The 15,160-nt window shown below is 63.8% G+C and carries 15 protein-coding genes and 1 other RNA gene; 15 read left to right on the top strand and 1 reads right to left on the bottom strand.

Going from position 1 to position 15,160, the window contains the following annotated elements; translation table 11 throughout:
- Positions 1–12: 12 nt before the first annotated feature.
- The 6 genes from AB4Z43_RS03700 to AB4Z43_RS03675 all read left to right on the top strand — a co-directional run bounded on the left by AB4Z43_RS03700 (position 13) and on the right by AB4Z43_RS03675 (position 3,443).
- Entirely contained in the window at positions 13–732 is a 720-nt protein-coding gene (locus AB4Z43_RS03700; protein ID WP_027047025.1) for a J domain-containing protein, read from the top strand.
- On the top strand, positions 729–1,484 hold the full coding sequence (locus AB4Z43_RS03695) for a peptidoglycan recognition protein family protein (protein ID WP_019859103.1): 756 nt from the start codon (positions 729–731) through the stop codon (positions 1,482–1,484). The genes AB4Z43_RS03700 and AB4Z43_RS03695 overlap by 4 nt, the downstream gene beginning before the upstream one ends.
- Before the next feature lie 211 nt (positions 1,485–1,695).
- Entirely contained in the window at positions 1,696–2,400 is a 705-nt protein-coding gene (locus tag AB4Z43_RS03690) for a lytic transglycosylase domain-containing protein (protein WP_027047024.1), read from the top strand.
- 77 nt (positions 2,401–2,477) lie between these two features.
- Positions 2,478–2,877: RNase P RNA component class A (gene rnpB / locus AB4Z43_RS03685), an RNA gene on the top strand.
- 126 nt (positions 2,878–3,003) lie between these two features.
- A complete protein-coding gene (locus tag AB4Z43_RS03680; RefSeq protein ID WP_064983797.1) occupies positions 3,004–3,279 on the top strand; it encodes a type II toxin-antitoxin system ParD family antitoxin in 276 nt (91 codons plus the stop codon).
- On the top strand, positions 3,276–3,443 hold the full coding sequence (locus AB4Z43_RS03675; RefSeq protein WP_441935953.1) for a hypothetical protein: 168 nt from the start codon (positions 3,276–3,278) through the stop codon (positions 3,441–3,443). The genes AB4Z43_RS03680 and AB4Z43_RS03675 overlap by 4 nt, the downstream gene beginning before the upstream one ends.
- 8 nt (positions 3,444–3,451) lie before the next feature.
- Here AB4Z43_RS03675 and AB4Z43_RS03670 read toward each other — a convergent pair whose 3' ends face one another.
- The gene (locus tag AB4Z43_RS03670) at positions 3,452–4,567 is read right to left on the bottom strand and encodes a cystathionine gamma-lyase (RefSeq protein ID WP_441935951.1); all 1,116 of its coding nucleotides are present in this window, start codon (positions 4,565–4,567) and stop codon (positions 3,452–3,454) included.
- A gap of 407 nt (positions 4,568–4,974) precedes the next feature.
- Here AB4Z43_RS03670 and mraZ point away from each other — a divergent pair, with 407 nt between their 5' ends.
- Genes mraZ through ftsW form a run of 9 tightly spaced genes read left to right on the top strand, consistent with a single transcriptional unit; the run spans position 4,975 to position 15,159 of the window.
- Positions 4,975–5,433, top strand: a complete 459-nt coding sequence (gene mraZ / locus AB4Z43_RS03665; protein WP_019859099.1) for a division/cell wall cluster transcriptional repressor MraZ — start codon at positions 4,975–4,977, stop codon at positions 5,431–5,433.
- Positions 5,430–6,446 carry a 16S rRNA (cytosine(1402)-N(4))-methyltransferase RsmH gene (rsmH, locus tag AB4Z43_RS03660; protein WP_019859098.1) on the top strand — a complete coding sequence of 339 codons (1,017 nt, stop codon included), beginning with the start codon at positions 5,430–5,432 and terminating at the stop codon, positions 6,444–6,446. The genes mraZ and rsmH overlap by 4 nt, the downstream gene beginning before the upstream one ends.
- Before the next feature lie 4 nt (positions 6,447–6,450).
- Positions 6,451–6,846, top strand: coding sequence for a cell division protein FtsL (gene ftsL, locus AB4Z43_RS03655; protein ID WP_010910261.1), 396 nt, complete (start codon positions 6,451–6,453; stop codon positions 6,844–6,846).
- Entirely contained in the window at positions 6,843–8,552 is a 1,710-nt protein-coding gene (locus AB4Z43_RS03650; RefSeq protein ID WP_038647732.1) for a peptidoglycan D,D-transpeptidase FtsI family protein, read from the top strand. The genes ftsL and AB4Z43_RS03650 overlap by 4 nt, the downstream gene beginning before the upstream one ends.
- 54 nt (positions 8,553–8,606) lie before the next feature.
- Positions 8,607–10,061 (top strand): UDP-N-acetylmuramoyl-L-alanyl-D-glutamate--2,6-diaminopimelate ligase, encoded by a 1,455-nt coding sequence (locus AB4Z43_RS03645; protein ID WP_038647731.1) that lies wholly within the window; start codon positions 8,607–8,609, stop codon positions 10,059–10,061.
- Positions 10,058–11,491, top strand: coding sequence for a UDP-N-acetylmuramoylalanyl-D-glutamyl-2,6-diaminopimelate--D-alanyl-D-alanine ligase (locus AB4Z43_RS03640; protein ID WP_441935947.1), 1,434 nt, complete (start codon positions 10,058–10,060; stop codon positions 11,489–11,491). Before AB4Z43_RS03645 ends, AB4Z43_RS03640 begins: the two co-directional genes overlap by 4 nt.
- Before the next feature lie 23 nt (positions 11,492–11,514).
- Entirely contained in the window at positions 11,515–12,597 is a 1,083-nt protein-coding gene (mraY, locus tag AB4Z43_RS03635; protein ID WP_010910257.1) for a phospho-N-acetylmuramoyl-pentapeptide-transferase, read from the top strand.
- 10 nt (positions 12,598–12,607) lie between these two features.
- A complete protein-coding gene (gene murD / locus AB4Z43_RS03630) occupies positions 12,608–14,008 on the top strand; it encodes a UDP-N-acetylmuramoyl-L-alanine--D-glutamate ligase (RefSeq protein WP_441935944.1) in 1,401 nt (466 codons plus the stop codon).
- Positions 14,008–15,159, top strand: coding sequence for a putative lipid II flippase FtsW (gene ftsW / locus AB4Z43_RS03625; RefSeq protein WP_019859093.1), 1,152 nt, complete (start codon positions 14,008–14,010; stop codon positions 15,157–15,159). The genes murD and ftsW overlap by 1 nt, the downstream gene beginning before the upstream one ends.
- Position 15,160: the final 1 nt, after the last annotated feature.

Below are 15,160 nucleotides of genomic sequence, written 5' to 3'. Positions count from 1 at the left end.
ATGAAGCGGGCCATGTCGATTTGGGACCGCCTCGGCGAGTTTATCACACGGGTATCGTCTTCAGCCTCGTCGGGCGTTGCCGATGTCGTGGAGGCCGTGCGCACGGTTTTTTCCGGCGATGCGGACCTGCGCCGCCGCGTCGCCTTTTCCGTGGCGATGATCGCGCTCTCGGCCAAGATGGCCAAGGCAGACGGCATCGTCACCCAGGATGAGGTGCGCGCCTTCCAGGAAATATTCGAAGTGCCGCCGAAGGAGACGCGCAACGTTGCGCGGCTGTTCGATCTCGCCCAGCGGGACGTGGCTGGTTTCGAAACCTATGCCGAGCGCATGGCGCAGTTGTGCGGTTCCGGGCATTCCAATTGCGTGATGCTGGAAGACATACTCGACGGCCTGTTCCACATCGCCAAGGCCGATGGGCTGGTGCATGAACGCGAAGGCATCTTCCTGCACCGTATCGCCGAGATCTTCCGCATCGACGAGGCCCATTACGAGTCGATCCTGGCCCGGCACGTCAATCTTGGCGCCGGCGACCCCTATGTCGTGCTCGGCATCGAGCGCGGCAAGCCGTTCGAGGAGGTCAGGAAGCGTTACCGCAAGCTGGTCTCCGACAACCATCCCGACCGGCTGATCGCGCGTGGCCTGCCGCAGGAATTCATCAAGATCGCCACGACCAGGGTCGCGGCGATCAACGCCGCCTATGAGATGATCGAGCGGGGCCTGCGGCACGTATGAGCGGCTTCCTGCCCGACGAGCCGAGCGCCGAGGTCAGGGTGTCGCCGAATTTCGGGCCACGGCGCGATACGCTGAAACCCGACATGATCGTGCTGCACTATACTGGCATGCCCACGGGGGCCGGAGCGGAAGCCTGGCTGTGCGATCCGGCGAGCGAGGTTTCATCGCACTATCTCGTCCACGCGAGTGGCCACATCGTGCAGATGGTGCGGGAAAGCGACCGCGCCTGGCACGCCGGCAAGAGTTCCTGGTTCGGACGCACCGATATCAATTCCTGCTCGGTGGGCATCGAGATCGTCAATCCTGGCCATTCGCTGGGCTATCCCGGGTTCCCTCGGCGCCAGATCGAGGCGGTGATCGGCCTGTGCAATGGAATTACCGCGCGGCATGCGATCCCCGCCATGCGGGTGCTGGCGCATTCCGACGTGGCACCCGGCCGCAAGATCGATCCGGGCGAGAAGTTCCCTTGGGCCGCCCTGTTTGCGGCCGGTGTCGGCCATCTTGTGCCTGCTGCACCCATCAGGCGCGGGACCGCGCTGAAGCCCGGCGACAGCGGTGCCGATGTCGAGGCGTTGCAGTCTATGCTGACGCTCTATGGCTATGGTGTCGAGATATCGGGTGTTTTCGACCATCAGACGCGGATTGTCGTCGAGGCCTTCCAACGGCATTTCCGGCCCCGTCTGGTCGACGGGCTGGCCGATGGCTCGACCATGCGCACGCTGCAGAAGTTGCTTGCCTCGGTGAGCGGCTAACCCAGGGCAGGGCGCCGCCCAAGTAATCTTTTTCCCCTGTCAGGTTACAAACTGTCACTCAAAGTGACTTGCCCCGCCTTCATTGGCGCCAATTCGGGCCTCAAAGGGCAATTCGTACAGTTTGTCGGACCTCTAGCCCCCCGGATGTTCCGCTATTAATCAAGCAGCGCCACGCGAACATCTTCGCGTGGTCCAGACAGAACAGGATCACATGCAGAAATTGACCGTTGTAACGGCAGCTCTTGCTGCCGGCGTAGTGACTTTTGCCTTCAGCGCGGCCGATGCCGCGACATGGAGCCCCCGGGCCGATCAGGGCCTCGTCGCGGTGACCAAGGGCAAGGCCATTTCAGCCAAAAGCAGCAGGAGCCTGAAGGCAACGGCGAAGCACGCTTCTGCCAAGGTGGAAAAAGCCAGCTGGACCAAGGCGAAGAAATCCTCCGCCAAAAGGCAGACGAAGCGTGGCCGCAAGACCGTCGACATGACGACAACGGCATCGATCGGTCTCAGGAATGTCGCTGCGTCGACGGCAGCGGTGGCCAGCAGCGGCCAGTATTCCGCTATCGTTGCCCGCTACGCGGCAAGCTACGGCGTTCCGGTATCGCTGGCCAATGCCGTCATCACGATCGAGAGCAACTATCGGCCGAACATGGTCGGCAGCGCCGGCGAGATCGGCCTGATGCAGATCAAGCCGGCGACGGCGCGGATGATGGGCTACAACGGTTCGGCCAAGGGCCTGTTCGATCCCGACACCAACATCAAATACGGCATGAAGTATCTCGCTTTGGCGCAGAACCTTGGCGGTGGCACGACTTGTGGCACGATCCTGAAATACAATGCCGGCCATGCCGCGACGCGGATGAACCCAGTTTCGGCCGCCTATTGCAGCAAGGTCAAGGTTCAGATGGCCGCGCTTTGATAGCAAGTTGCGAGAGCCGGCGGACAAGCCGGCTTTTTCATTTGCGTTTTCCCGGCTGAACCCCTTTATACGCCTTGCCAGCTGGCTGGGCGGCCGCACTCGCAAACGCCGAAAGGCCGCGAGTGAGGAAAGTCCGGGCTCCATGGAGACACGGTGCCGGTTAATGACCGGCGGGGGCGACCCCAGGGAAAGTGCCACAGAAAGCAAACCGCCACGACTTTGTCGGGGTAAGGGTGAAAGGGTGGGGTAAGAGCCCACCGCGCGACTGGCAACAGGAGCGGCACGGTAAACCCCACCGGGAGCAAAACCGAATAGGGGCGGTGCGAGGGGAAACCCTCGAGGGCTGTTTCCGGCTCACCGTCCGGGTAGGTTGCGTGAGGCGTATGGCAACATGCGCCCAAGATGAATGGCCGCCACGTTCTCGTCCCGCAAGGGGCGAGGGCCATACAGAACCCGGCTTACAGGCCAGCTGGCAGTTTCGTCCTCGAAGAGAAATCCTTTTGAGATCAGCAGGTTGCGCCCTCGGGCGCGCCTGTCGATTCAAGTCTTTTCAGCTATTTGCAAGCAAGTCGGCAATCGGCCAATGGCATCGGGAGCCTATCCATGGGGCAAGTCGACAAACGCAGCATCACGCTGTCGCCGGAACTGGCGCAAGCGGTGGACGATGTCGTTGCCGCCGGCGAATATGCTTCGGCGAGCGAGGTGATCCGCGAGGCGCTGCGGCAGTGGAAGGACCGTCGCGATCTCTTCGGCTATACGGTTGAGGAACTGCGCAGGTTGGTGCAGGAAGGGATCGACAGCGGGCCGGGACGATTTGCATCGATGGATGAAATCAAGGCCGAGGCACGGAGACGCTTGCGATCTGACGACGCGGCATGAATTTTCTGCCTATCGTTCGGAACGCACGTGCTGAAGATGATCTGACCGCGATCTGGCTTCATAATGTGCGCGACAACGAGGCCGCAGCCGATCGGCTGCTCGACCGCTTCGAGGCGCGGTGGCACGGCCATCGCAACATCGAGGCCGACTACCTAGGTTCGTGACCAGTCCGTCAGGCGCCGATCCCGTCCAGCGACGTCTCAATGGCCTTCCAGAGCTCTTCCACCGGTTCGCAGCCGACTGACAGGCGTACAAAGCCGGGCGGTACCGCATCGCCTCGCTTCGAGCGTCGTTCGGCCGAAGTGTGGACGCCGCCGAAGGAGGTCGCAGCCTCTATAAATGGGCAATTGTTGATGAAATCCTCGGCTTTGTCCTCCGAGGCGAGTTCGAAGGAGATGAGGAAGCCGAAGCGCTCCATCTGGGCGCGGGCAAGGTTGTGCGACGGGTCGCCGTTCAGGCCGGGAAAACGCAGGCCGCGCACCGCGCGATGTTCCTTCAACCGCTGCGCGATCGTTTCGGCGGACGAGCACATGCGGTCGAAGCGCACCTCCAGTGTTTCGAGGCCGCGATGCACCAGCCAGGCCTCGAACGGCCCGGGAATGCCGCCGGCCATTGCGCGCCAGTCCGTCACCTTGGATATGATGTCGGCGTCGCGGCTGGCGACGTGGCCGAACAGCACATCCGAATGGCCGTTGACCGCCTTGGTGTCGGCGGAGACGACGATGTCGGCGCCGAAGTCGAGCGGACGCTGGCCGAATGGCGTCATCGTCGTGTTGTCGACGACAAGGATCCCGCCTTGTTCGTGGACAGCCTTGGCGATCGTCGCGATGTCGCAGATATCCAGCCGTGGATTGGACGGGGTTTCCACGAAGACCAGCGAATAGCCTTTGAAACCGCCGTCAAGGAAGGTCGGCGTCGGCCTGGTATCGCAGGTGATGCCGAGCGGCTTCAGGAAGCGTTCGGCCATCGCGCGCGTCGCGTGATAGCCGTCCGCCGGCAGGAGCACGCGATCGCCCGATTTCAGGAGCGCGAAAAACACCGAGGAAATCGCGCCCATTCCGGAGGGAAAACTCACGCATTGCGCGTCTTCCAAATGGCCGAGCACATGTTCCACGGCGCGCCAGGTTGGATTGTCGTAGCGGCCATATTGATCGACCCCGGTCTCTACGCCCGGCGTGTGAAAGATCGAAGCCATGGTCAACGGCAAGGGGACGGGATCGCCACTGGCGAAATCGCGGCTGCGCAAATGGGACAGTTCGGCGGCGCGTGACTTTGCCGTCTCGGACATGAGCTCGATCCTTGCTTTTTGGGCGGAAGACGTCGCTCGACGCTATGCGCGCGGGTGGTCGGCGGCAAGCCGGGTCTTTTGGGCCAGCGGGCTCTAAACGCTTCGTTAGGCTTAATGGATCATAAAGACGAGACGTGCCGTAACGGCTGCTCGGATTGGTCGCGATGCGCGTGTTCGTGAAGCCTATTCCCGTTGACGCCCATAGTACCCCATGATATCCCATCGAGACATCAAAGCCTTCGTTCCGCGTCAGGGTAAAGCGTACGCCAGTCGGGCAGCCGCGGCGGCTGCGCGTTTGCCGGCTTTTGGCCGTGCGGGCGAGGCTGATACGGGGCAGGGAACGCGCTGCGGCGGCGCGTACGAGACGATGAAGAGGGGGGCGGCGGCGCAAGCGGCTGTAGGGTTTAATGGACCGGTTTCTGTCGAACACGGTGAGCAGGATCGATGCGAAGGGGCGGGTGTCCGTTCCTGCGCATTTCCGCGCCGTCGTGCAGAAGCGCGGCTATTCGGAACTCTATGCACTGCGCTGCCTGGACCTGCCGGCGATGGATGTCGGCGGGCTGGATCTGCTCGACCGCTACGAGCAGCGCATCGCGCAGGAAGATCCCTTCCTGCAGACGGCGGACGACATGTCGTTCTTCTGCCATGGCGACGGAGCGTTCCTGAAACTCGACCAGGACGGCCGCATCACGATGAGCGATTTCATTCGCGAGCATACCGGCATCTCGGCGGAGGTGGCCTTTGTCGGGCGCGGCAATTTCTTTCAGATCTGGGAGCCGGGACGGCTTGCGGCCTATGGGGCGCAGGCGCGGGCCAGGCTTTTGCAGCTTCGGCAGGGGACGAAGCCTGGGGAGCGACCGGAATGACGGTGGGCCACGGCGATGACATCCACGCCGTTGGCGGATCGGTCCGCCACATTCCGGTCCTACTTGGCGAAGTGCTCGAGGCACTGGAGCCGGCGAAGGGCGATATCATCATCGACGGCACGTTCGGCGCCGGCGGCTATACCAAAGCCATTCTGGCGACCGGCGCTTCGGTCGTCGCCATCGACCGCGATCCCGACGCGATCGCTGCCGGGCGCGATCTCGAGGCACAATCGGGCGGCAGGCTGAGACTGGTGCAGGCGCCGTTCTCGACGCTGGACGAACATGTCGAAAGCGCCGACGGCATCGTGCTCGACATTGGTGTGTCCTCCATGCAGCTCGACCAGGCCGAGCGCGGCTTTTCCTTCCGCTCCGACGGGCCGCTCGACATGCGCATGGCGCAAGCGGGCCTGAGTGCGGCCGATGTCGTCAATAGTTTCAAGCCGGGCGACCTTGCCCGCATCTTCGGCTTCCTCGGCGAGGAGCGCCACGCCGGCCGCATCGCCCGCATGATCGAGGCGCGCCGCGAAAAGAAGCCATTCGAGCGCACGCTGGAACTGGCCGACGCCATCGAGACGCATATTGGCCGCGCGCCGAAGGACAAGATTCATCCAGCGACCCGCGTCTTCCAGGCGCTGCGCATCTACGTCAATGACGAACTCGGCGAACTGGCCAAGGCGTTGTTCGCGGCCGAACGCGCATTGAAGCCCGGCGGGCGTCTGGTTGTGGTGACGTTCCATTCGCTGGAAGACCGCATCGTCAAGCGCTTCATCGCCGACCGCGCCGACGTTGCCACCGGCTCACGTCATTTGCCCGAGGCGCATGCGCGCACAGCGACCTTTCGCAAGGCCGGCGGTGGCGTGACGGCGGGCGATGCCGAGGTCGCTGCCAATCCGCGCGCCCGCTCGGCCAGGCTGCGCGCGGCGATCCGCACCGAAGCGCCGGCGCGCGCCGGCGATTTTTCCATTTTCGGCCTTCCAAAGCTTCCCGGCATCGATCGGCCGGGGGAGAGGTAAGCACGTGTTCCGTACCAGCGACATTGTCCTGATCGCCGTCATGGTTTCGGCGGCGGCCCTGACCTACAAGACCAAGCGCGAGGCCGAGGATCAGTTGGCGGCGGTGCAGAAGATCCACAACCAGATACGCTACGAGGAGGAGACGATCGACCTGCTCAAGGCCGACTGGAGCCTGCTCACCCAGCCTTCGCGGCTGCAGAAGCTCGCTGAGCTCTACAAGTCGCAGCTCGCGCTCGAGCCGGTCAGCGCCCGCCAGATCGTCGGCCTGAGCGATCTGCCGGCCAAGGCCCTGGATATCCAGGATATTCTGAACGGACGCCAGGGCGGCATGGCCGACAATTCCGACAAGGCGCCTGCGGACGGCAAGGATCCCGTCGTGACCGGAGGCATCGCCCAATGATCGGCAAACTGCTGAAGCGTCGCCCCAGGACGGGTGAAGATGGATCGATTGTCGTCGAGGGCGCCCGCAAGGCGACCGGCGGCAAGGGCAAGGCGCGCATCGTGATGACGATGGCGGTGTTCTTCGGCATCTTCTCGACCATTTCTGGGCGGCTGGTCTACCTCGGCTTCCAGACCCCCGATTTGTCGGGCGGCCCGCAGAGCCGGATCACCGCCTCGCGGCCCGATATCGTCGACCGCAATGGCGAAGTGCTGGCGACCGACATCAAGACGGCGTCGCTCTTCGCCGAGCCGCGCCGCATCGTCGATGCCGACGAGGCGATCGAGAAGCTGTCGACGGTGCTGCCCGAGATCGACTACGAGCAGACCTACCACAAGCTCAAGAGCGGCGCCGGCTTCGTCTGGCTGCAGCGGCAGCTGACGCCCAAGCAGCAGGCCGACATCATGCAGCTCGGCATTCCCGGCTTCGGCTTCCGCACGGAGAAGCGCCGTTTCTATCCGAGCGGCGAAACCTCATCCTACATTGTCGGCCTGACCAACATCGACAACCAGGGCATCTCCGGCATGGAGAAATATATCGACGAGCAGGGCCTGAGCGACCTGCAGGCGTCGGGCCTGGCGGTGGCCAAGGATCTCAAGCCGGTGAAGCTGTCGATCGATCTGCGCGTCCAGCATGTGGTGCGCGACGAAATCGCCGCCGGCCTGGAGCGCTACCGCGCGATCGGCGCCGGCGCCGTCGTGCTCAACGTCAAGACCGGCGAAGTGATCGCCATGGCCTCGGTGCCGGATTTCGATCCGAACAATCCCTACAATGCACAGGAAAAGGATCGGCTGAACCGGATGTCGGCGGGCCTCTATGAGATGGGCTCGACCTTCAAGAGCTTCACCTCGGCGATGGCGCTCGATTCCGGCAAGGCGACGATGAACAGTCGTTTCGACGCTTCGCATCCAATCCGGGTAGGCCATCAGGCCATTCACGATTTCCACGGCAAGAACCGTGTGCTGTCGCTGCCGGAGGTGTTCCTCTATTCGTCCAACATCGGGTCGGCCAGGGAAGCCGAGCTGGTGGGCATCGAGGGGCACCGGGAATTCCTGCATCGCCTTGGCATCCTGGAAAGGATGCAGACCGAACTGCCGGAAGTCGCCCGCCCGACCGAACCGAAGGTCTGGAAACAGGTCAATTCGTTCACCATCGCCTTCGGCCATGGCGTATCGACGACGCCGTTGCAGGCGGCTGTCGGCTGCGCGGCACTGATGAATGGCGGCTATTTGATGAATCCGACCTTCCTGGTGCGCACGCAGCAGGAAGCGATGGCGATTGCCAAAAAAGTCGTCAACGAAAAGACGGTCGAGGGCATGCGCTACCTCTATTCGCTCAATGCCGAGAAGGGCTCGGCCAGAAACGCCAGAGTCCCCGGCTACCGCGTTGGCGGCAAGACCGGAACGGCCGAAAAGGTCATCAACGGCCGCTACTCTAAAGACCTGAATTTCAATACCTTTGTCGCTGCCTTCCCGATGGACGATCCGCAATATCTGGTGTTCACGATTGCCGATGCACCGCACCCGGAAAAGCCCGGGATGACTGACGTCGCGGCCGCGAATGCGGGCGTCATAGCGGGTAATATCATCAGGCGGTCGGCGGCCATGCTTGGCGTGAAACCAGATTTCAGCCATGAAAATGGTGCAACGTTGGTTTCCTACGAGTGATTCTTAGGGCGCGCCGGCGACTGCGCGCTATTTTATTGCGGTGAACGGAACTCGATGAAGCTCAGAGATCTAGCCGGTGTCCTGCCAGTCGAAGGAACAGCTTCCGCCGATCTGGAGGTTACCGGGATTTCGTCCGATTCCCGCCAGGTAAAACCGGGCGTCGTCTTTTTTGCGCTCGCCGGTACCAAGGCGGACGGCGCGGCTTACGCTGCCGACGCGGCCAGGCGCGGCGCCCTAGTGATCGTGTCAGGCAAAAGCAGTTCCATCGCCGGACTGCCGGTTCCGGTGCTGGCGGTCGACGATCCGCGCCTGGCGCTGGCGCTGAGTGCCGCCCGCTATTTCGGCAAGCAGCCGCAGACCATGGTGGCGGTGACCGGCACCAGCGGCAAGACCTCGGTCGCCGCCTTCACCAGGCAGATCTGGGAGCAGGCGGGCTATGCCGCGGCTTCGATCGGCACCACCGGCGTGGTGGCGCCCGGCCGCAACGACTATGGCTCGCTGACCACGCCCGATCCGGTTGCCCTGCATCAGCTGCTGCGGGAATTGGCCGATGCCGGTGTCACCCACGCTTCGATGGAAGCCTCCAGCCATGGGCTCGACCAGCGCCGTCTCGACGGGGTGAAGCTCGCCGCCGGCGGCTTCACCAACCTTGGCCGCGACCATATGGACTACCATCCGACGGTCGAGGATTATCACCGCGCCAAACTGCGCCTGTTCGACACGCTGCTGCCGAAAGGCGCGCCGGCGGTCATCTTCGCCGACGATCCGTGGTCGGCGCCGACGATCCAGGCGGCCCAGGCTGCCGGGCTCAAGGTGCTGACGGTTGGCCGGCATGGCGATTTCCTCACGCTGAAGCGGGTCGAGCACGAACGCCATCGCCAGCGCGCCGAGGTCGAGGCCGAGGGCGTGCTTTACGAAATCGACCTGCCGCTGGCCGGCGATTTCCAGATTTCGAACGCGCTGGTTTCGGCAGGGCTCGCCATTTCCACGGGAACAACTGTCGCCAAGGCATTGGCCGCATTGGAAAAATTGAAGGGAGCGCCGGGTCGGCTCGACCTCGTTGGCACCACGGTCAGTGGTGCGCCGGTCTATGTCGACTACGCCCACAAGCCCGATGCGCTGGAAAACGTGCTGGCTTCGGTCCGCCCGTTTACCACTGGTCGCGTCATGGTCGTGTTCGGCTGCGGTGGTGACCGCGATCGGGGCAAGAGGCCGATCATGGGCGAAATCGCCACCCGGCTTGCCGATGTCGTCATCGTCACCGATGACAATCCGCGCTCCGAAGTGCCCGAAACGATCCGCGCCGCCATTCTGGCCGCCGCACCCGGCGCCATCGAGATCGGCGACCGGCGCAAGGCGATCCACGAGGCTGTCGCCATGCTTCATGCCGGCGACACGCTGATCGTGGCCGGCAAGGGGCACGAGGAAGGCCAGACGATCGGCACCGAAACCCTGCATTTCTCCGACCACGAGGAAGTCCGCGCGGCGCTGCGGGAGCGTGCCGCATGAGTATGCTGTGGACCTCCGAGGCGCTGGTCGCGGCCATGGACGGGCGGCCGCTCGGGCCCGTGCCCGAGGGCATATCGGGCATTTCGATCGACAGCCGCAGCCTGCAGCCGGGTGACGCCTTCTTCGCCATCAAGGGCGAGGCGATGGATGGTCACGACTTCGCCACCGCGGCCATCAAGGCCGGCGCCGGCGTGCTGGTGGTGGCGGAAGGCAAGCTGCCGTCGCTCGGCCGGCTGACGGCGCCGATTATCGTCGTCGAGGACGTGCTGGTTGCATTGGAAAAGCTTGGTGTCGCGGCGCGCGCCCGCTCCCAGGCCAAGATCATCGCGGTGACCGGGTCGGCCGGCAAGACCACCACCAAGGAAGCGCTGCGCCATGTGCTGTCGGCGGTCGGCAAGGTGCATGCCTCGGCACAGTCCTTCAACAACCATTGGGGTGTGCCGCTGACGCTGGCGCGCATGCCCGATGATTGCGACTATGCCGTCTTCGAGATCGGCATGAACCATCCCGACGAGATCCGGCCGCTGGTGAAGATGGTGCGGCCGCATGTCGCCATCGTCACCATCATCGCGGCGGCGCATCTCGGCTTCTTCCGCAATCTCGACGAGATCGCCAAGGCCAAGGCCGAGATTTTCGAAGGGTTGGAGCCAGAGGGTGCGGCCGTCCTCAACCGCGACGATGCGCGCTTCAAGCTGCTCGACAAGATGGCGCATGCCGCCGGCGTCGAGCATGTCTACGGCTTCGGCGAGAATGCACGCTCGACCTTCAAACTCACCAGATGCGAATTGCATGCCGACCACTCCGACATCGCCGCCCGGATCGGCGGTCATGACATGATCGCCCGCATTGGCGCGCCCGGCCGGCACATGGTGCAGAACGTGCTGGCGGTGCTGGGCGCGGCGCAGCTGGTTGGCGCCGATCTCGACAAGGTGGCACTGGCCCTGGCCGATCTTTCGGCTGAGCGCGGCCGCGGCAAGCGCCATGTGTTGCGCCACCCCGGTGGGCCGATCACGCTGATCGACGAGAGCTACAACGCCAATCCGGCCTCGATGGCGGCGGCGATGGCGCTGCTCAACGCGACGCCGGTGACGGGTGAGGGGCGCCGCATCGCCGTGCTCGGCGACATGCTGGAACTTGGCGAGCATTCGGCCAAGCTGCATGCCGCCCTTGCCGATCTCATCGTCGGCACCGGCACGCAGACCGTGTTCCTTGGCGGCCCCGAAATGCGGGCACTGGCGGAAGCGCTGCCTGAGGACATCAAGACGGAATACCGCGCCGGCGTCGAGGAATTGAAGCCGGTGCTGCTTGCCGCGCTGAAGCCGGGCGACGTGGTGATGATCAAATCGTCGAAGGGCATCGGTTTTGCAAAACTGGTCGATGCGCTGCTGGGCAAATACCCGGCTGAAACGACAACCAGCAAACTGACCTAGGTCGAGTCGGGGGACGAAAGCGCATGTTTACACTGCTGGTCGATTTCGCGGACAAGATCTCGGTCTTCAATGTCTTCCGTTACATCACGTTCCGCACCGGCGGGGCGCTGATCACCTCGGCGCTGATCGTCTTCATCTTCGGACCGACCATCATCAATTCGCTGCGGCTGCGCCAGGGCAAGGGGCAGCCGATCCGTGCCGACGGCCCGCAGACGCATTTCAAGAAGGCGGGCACGCCGACCATGGGCGGGCTGATGATCCTGTCCGGCATCATCGGCTCGTCGCTTCTGTGGGCGAACCTGTCGAGCATCTATGTCTGGGTCGTGCTGCTGGTGACGCTGGGCTTCGGCTCGATCGGTTTTTATGACGACTATCTGAAGGTGACCAAGCAGTCGCATCTCGGCTTCTCCGGCAAGGCACGGCTGGGGCTCGAATTCATCATCGCCGGCATCGCCGCCTGGGTGATCATGCACAACGGCCAGGCGCCATTCTCCTCGTCGCTGACATTTCCCTTCGCCAAGGAATTCATCATCAACCTCGGCTGGTTCTTCATCCCGTTCTCCTGCTTCGTCATTGTCGGCGCCGGCAATGCGGTCAATTTGACAGACGGCCTTGACGGCCTGGCGATCGTGCCGATCATGATCGCGGCGGCATCCTTCGGCGTCATCGCCTATCTCTCGGGCAATGCGGTGTTCGCCGAATATCTGCAGATCCACTTTGTGCCCGGCACCGGTGAACTCGCGGTCGTGCTGGGCGCCGTCATCGGCGCCGGCCTCGGCTTCCTCTGGTTCAACGCGCCGCCGGCGGCGATCTTCATGGGCGACACCGGTTCGCTGGCCATGGGCGGCCTGATCGGCACGGTGGCGGTGGCCACCAAGCATGAGATCGTGCTCGTCATCGTCGGCGGATTGTTTGTTGTGGAAATCCTGTCGGTCATCATCCAGGTCGGCTACTTCAAGATGACCGGCAAGCGCGTGTTCCTGATGGCGCCGATCCACCATCATTTCGAAAAGCTCGGCTGGACCGAGAGCCAGGTGGTGATCCGCTTCTGGATCATCGCCGTCATCCTGGCGCTGGTCGGCCTCTCAACCCTGAAGCTCAGATAGGAAGCCTCCCTTGATCCCCGCTGCATCCTTCGCAGGCAAACAGGTTTCGCTCTTCGGCCTCGGTGGCTCGGGGATCGCGACCGCGCGGGCATTGATCGAGGGTGGGGCGCAGGTGCTTGCCTGGGACGACAATCCCGACAGCGTCGCCAAGGCAGCCGCCACCGGCATCGCGACCGCCGATCTGCGCGGCGCCGACTGGGCAAAATTCTCGGCTTTCGTGCTGTCGCCGGGCGTGCCGCTGACGCATCCCAAGCCGCATTGGACGGTGGAATTGGCGAAGGGCGCCGGCGTCGAGATCATCGGCGACATCGAGCTTTTCTGCCGCGAGCGGACGCTCAGCGCGCCAACGGCGCCTTTTATCGCCATCACCGGCACCAACGGCAAGTCGACCACCACCGCGCTGACGGCGCACATCCTCAAATCGGCGGGCCGCGATACCCAGATGGGCGGCAATATCGGCCGCGCGGTGATGACGCTCGACCCGCCGAAGCCCGAACGCCACTATGTCGTCGAGTGCTCGTCCTACCAGATCGACCTCGCGCCCTCGATCAATCCGACCGCCGGCATCCTGCTCAACCTGACGCCGGACCATCTCGACCGCCACGGCACCATGCAGCACTACGCCTCGATCAAGGAGCGGCTGGTGGCGGGCAGCGAGACGGCGATCATCGGCATCGACGATTCCTGGTGCGCGCAGATCGCCGAGCGGCTGGAGCGGGCCGGGCGGCAGGTCATCCGCATTTCCAAGCGGCTGCCGCTGACCGACGGCTATTTCGCCGACGGCACCAATCTGATGGAGGCCGTGCACGGTCGCTACAGCAAGGTCGCCTTCCTCGAAGGCATCGGTTCGTTGCGCGGCCAGCACAATGCGCAGAACGCGCTTGCCGCGGTCGCCGCTTGCCTGAAGGTCGGGCTCGACCTTGGCGAAATCCAGTCGGGGCTCGAAAGTTTTCCGGGCCTCGCGCACCGCATGGAGCAGGTCGGCCGCAAGGGCCATGTCCTGTTCGTCAACGATTCCAAGGCGACCAACGCCGATGCGGCCGCCCCCGCGCTGTCGAGCTTTCCGCGCATCTACTGGATCGCCGGCGGCCTGCCCAAGGAGGGCGGCATCGAGCCGCTGCGCGGCTTCTTCCCGCGCATCGCCAAGGCCTATCTGATCGGCGAGGCCGCACCTGCCTTTTCGGCGACGCTGGGCGAGGCGGTGCCCTACGAGATCTCGGGCACGCTGGCCAAGGCGGTCGAACACGCCGCGCATGATGCGGCCAAGGACGACAGCGGCGAGGTGGTGGTGCTGTTGTCACCGGCCTGCGCCAGTTTCGACCAGTTCAAGAATTTCGAAGTTCGCGGCGAAGCCTTCAGGCAAGCTGCGAGCGCTATAGATGGCGTCAAACCCATCGGAGGGGCACGATAATGCAGAGCCGTCTCGATAAAAGTCCTGTCGCAACCTGGTGGTGGACGATCGATCGCTGGTTCCTGGCGGCGTTCCTGTCGCTGATGGGGCTGGGCATCGTCTTGTCCTTCGCCGCCAGCCCAGCGGTGGCCGAGCGCATCGGCCTCGACAGTTTCCACTTCGCCACCAGGCAGATCATCTTCACCGTGCCGGCCCTCGGCGTGATGCTGGCGGTCTCCTTCCTCGATTCCCGGCAGATCCGGCGCATGTCGCTGATCATGCTGTGCCTGATGCTGGTGCTGATGGTGGCGGTGCTCTATATCGGCGTCGAGGTGAAGGGCGCACGGCGCTGGGTGTCGCTTGCCGGCCTGTCGATCCAGCCGTCCGAGTTCCTGAAGCCGGCCTTCGTCATCATGTGCGCCTGGCTGTTCGCCGAGCACAAGCGCCAGCCCGACATTCCCGGCAATTTGTTCGCCATGCTGCTCCTGGTGCTGGTCGTGTCGCTGCTGGTGGCGCAGCCGGACCTCGGCCAGACCATGCTGACGACCGGCACCTGGGGCATCATGTTCTTCATGGCCGGGCTGCCCTGGCTGTGGATCATCGTTCTGGGTGCTGCCGGCGTCGGCGGCGTCTTCGCCGCCTATACGGTGTTTCCGCACGTTGCCTTGCGTATCGACAAGTTCCTCACCGGCGAGGGCGATACGTTCCAGGTCGACATGGGACGCGACGCGCTGATCAATGGCGGCTGGTTCGGCGTCGGCCCGGGCGAGGGCACGGTCAAGCGGGTCATCCCCGACAGCCACGCCGACTTCGTCTTCTCGGTCGCTGGCGAGGAATTCGGGTTGATCATGTGCTTCTTCATCATGTCGATCTTCGCCTTCATCGTGCTGCGCGGCCTCAACACGGCGCTCAAGGAACATGACGATTTCACCCGCTATGCGGTCGGCGGTCTCGTCACCGTATTCGGCCTGCAAGCCGTCATCAACATGTGCGTCAACCTGCAGCTGGTGCCCGCCAAGGGCATGACGCTGCCCTTCATCTCCTATGGCGGCTCCTCGCAGATCGCCATCGCCATTTCGATGGGCATGGTGCTGGCGCTGACCCGCAAGCGGCCGGAAAAGCGCAAGCAGATGGGTTTTGCGCTGCCGCAGCGCGCTTTGCCGGCGGAGTGAC

This window comes from Mesorhizobium sp. 2RAF45 (genome assembly GCF_052115225.1).
Taxonomy (GTDB): domain Bacteria; phylum Pseudomonadota; class Alphaproteobacteria; order Rhizobiales; family Rhizobiaceae; genus Mesorhizobium; species Mesorhizobium jarvisii.
This window is presented reverse-complemented; position numbering and strand designations above follow the sequence as displayed.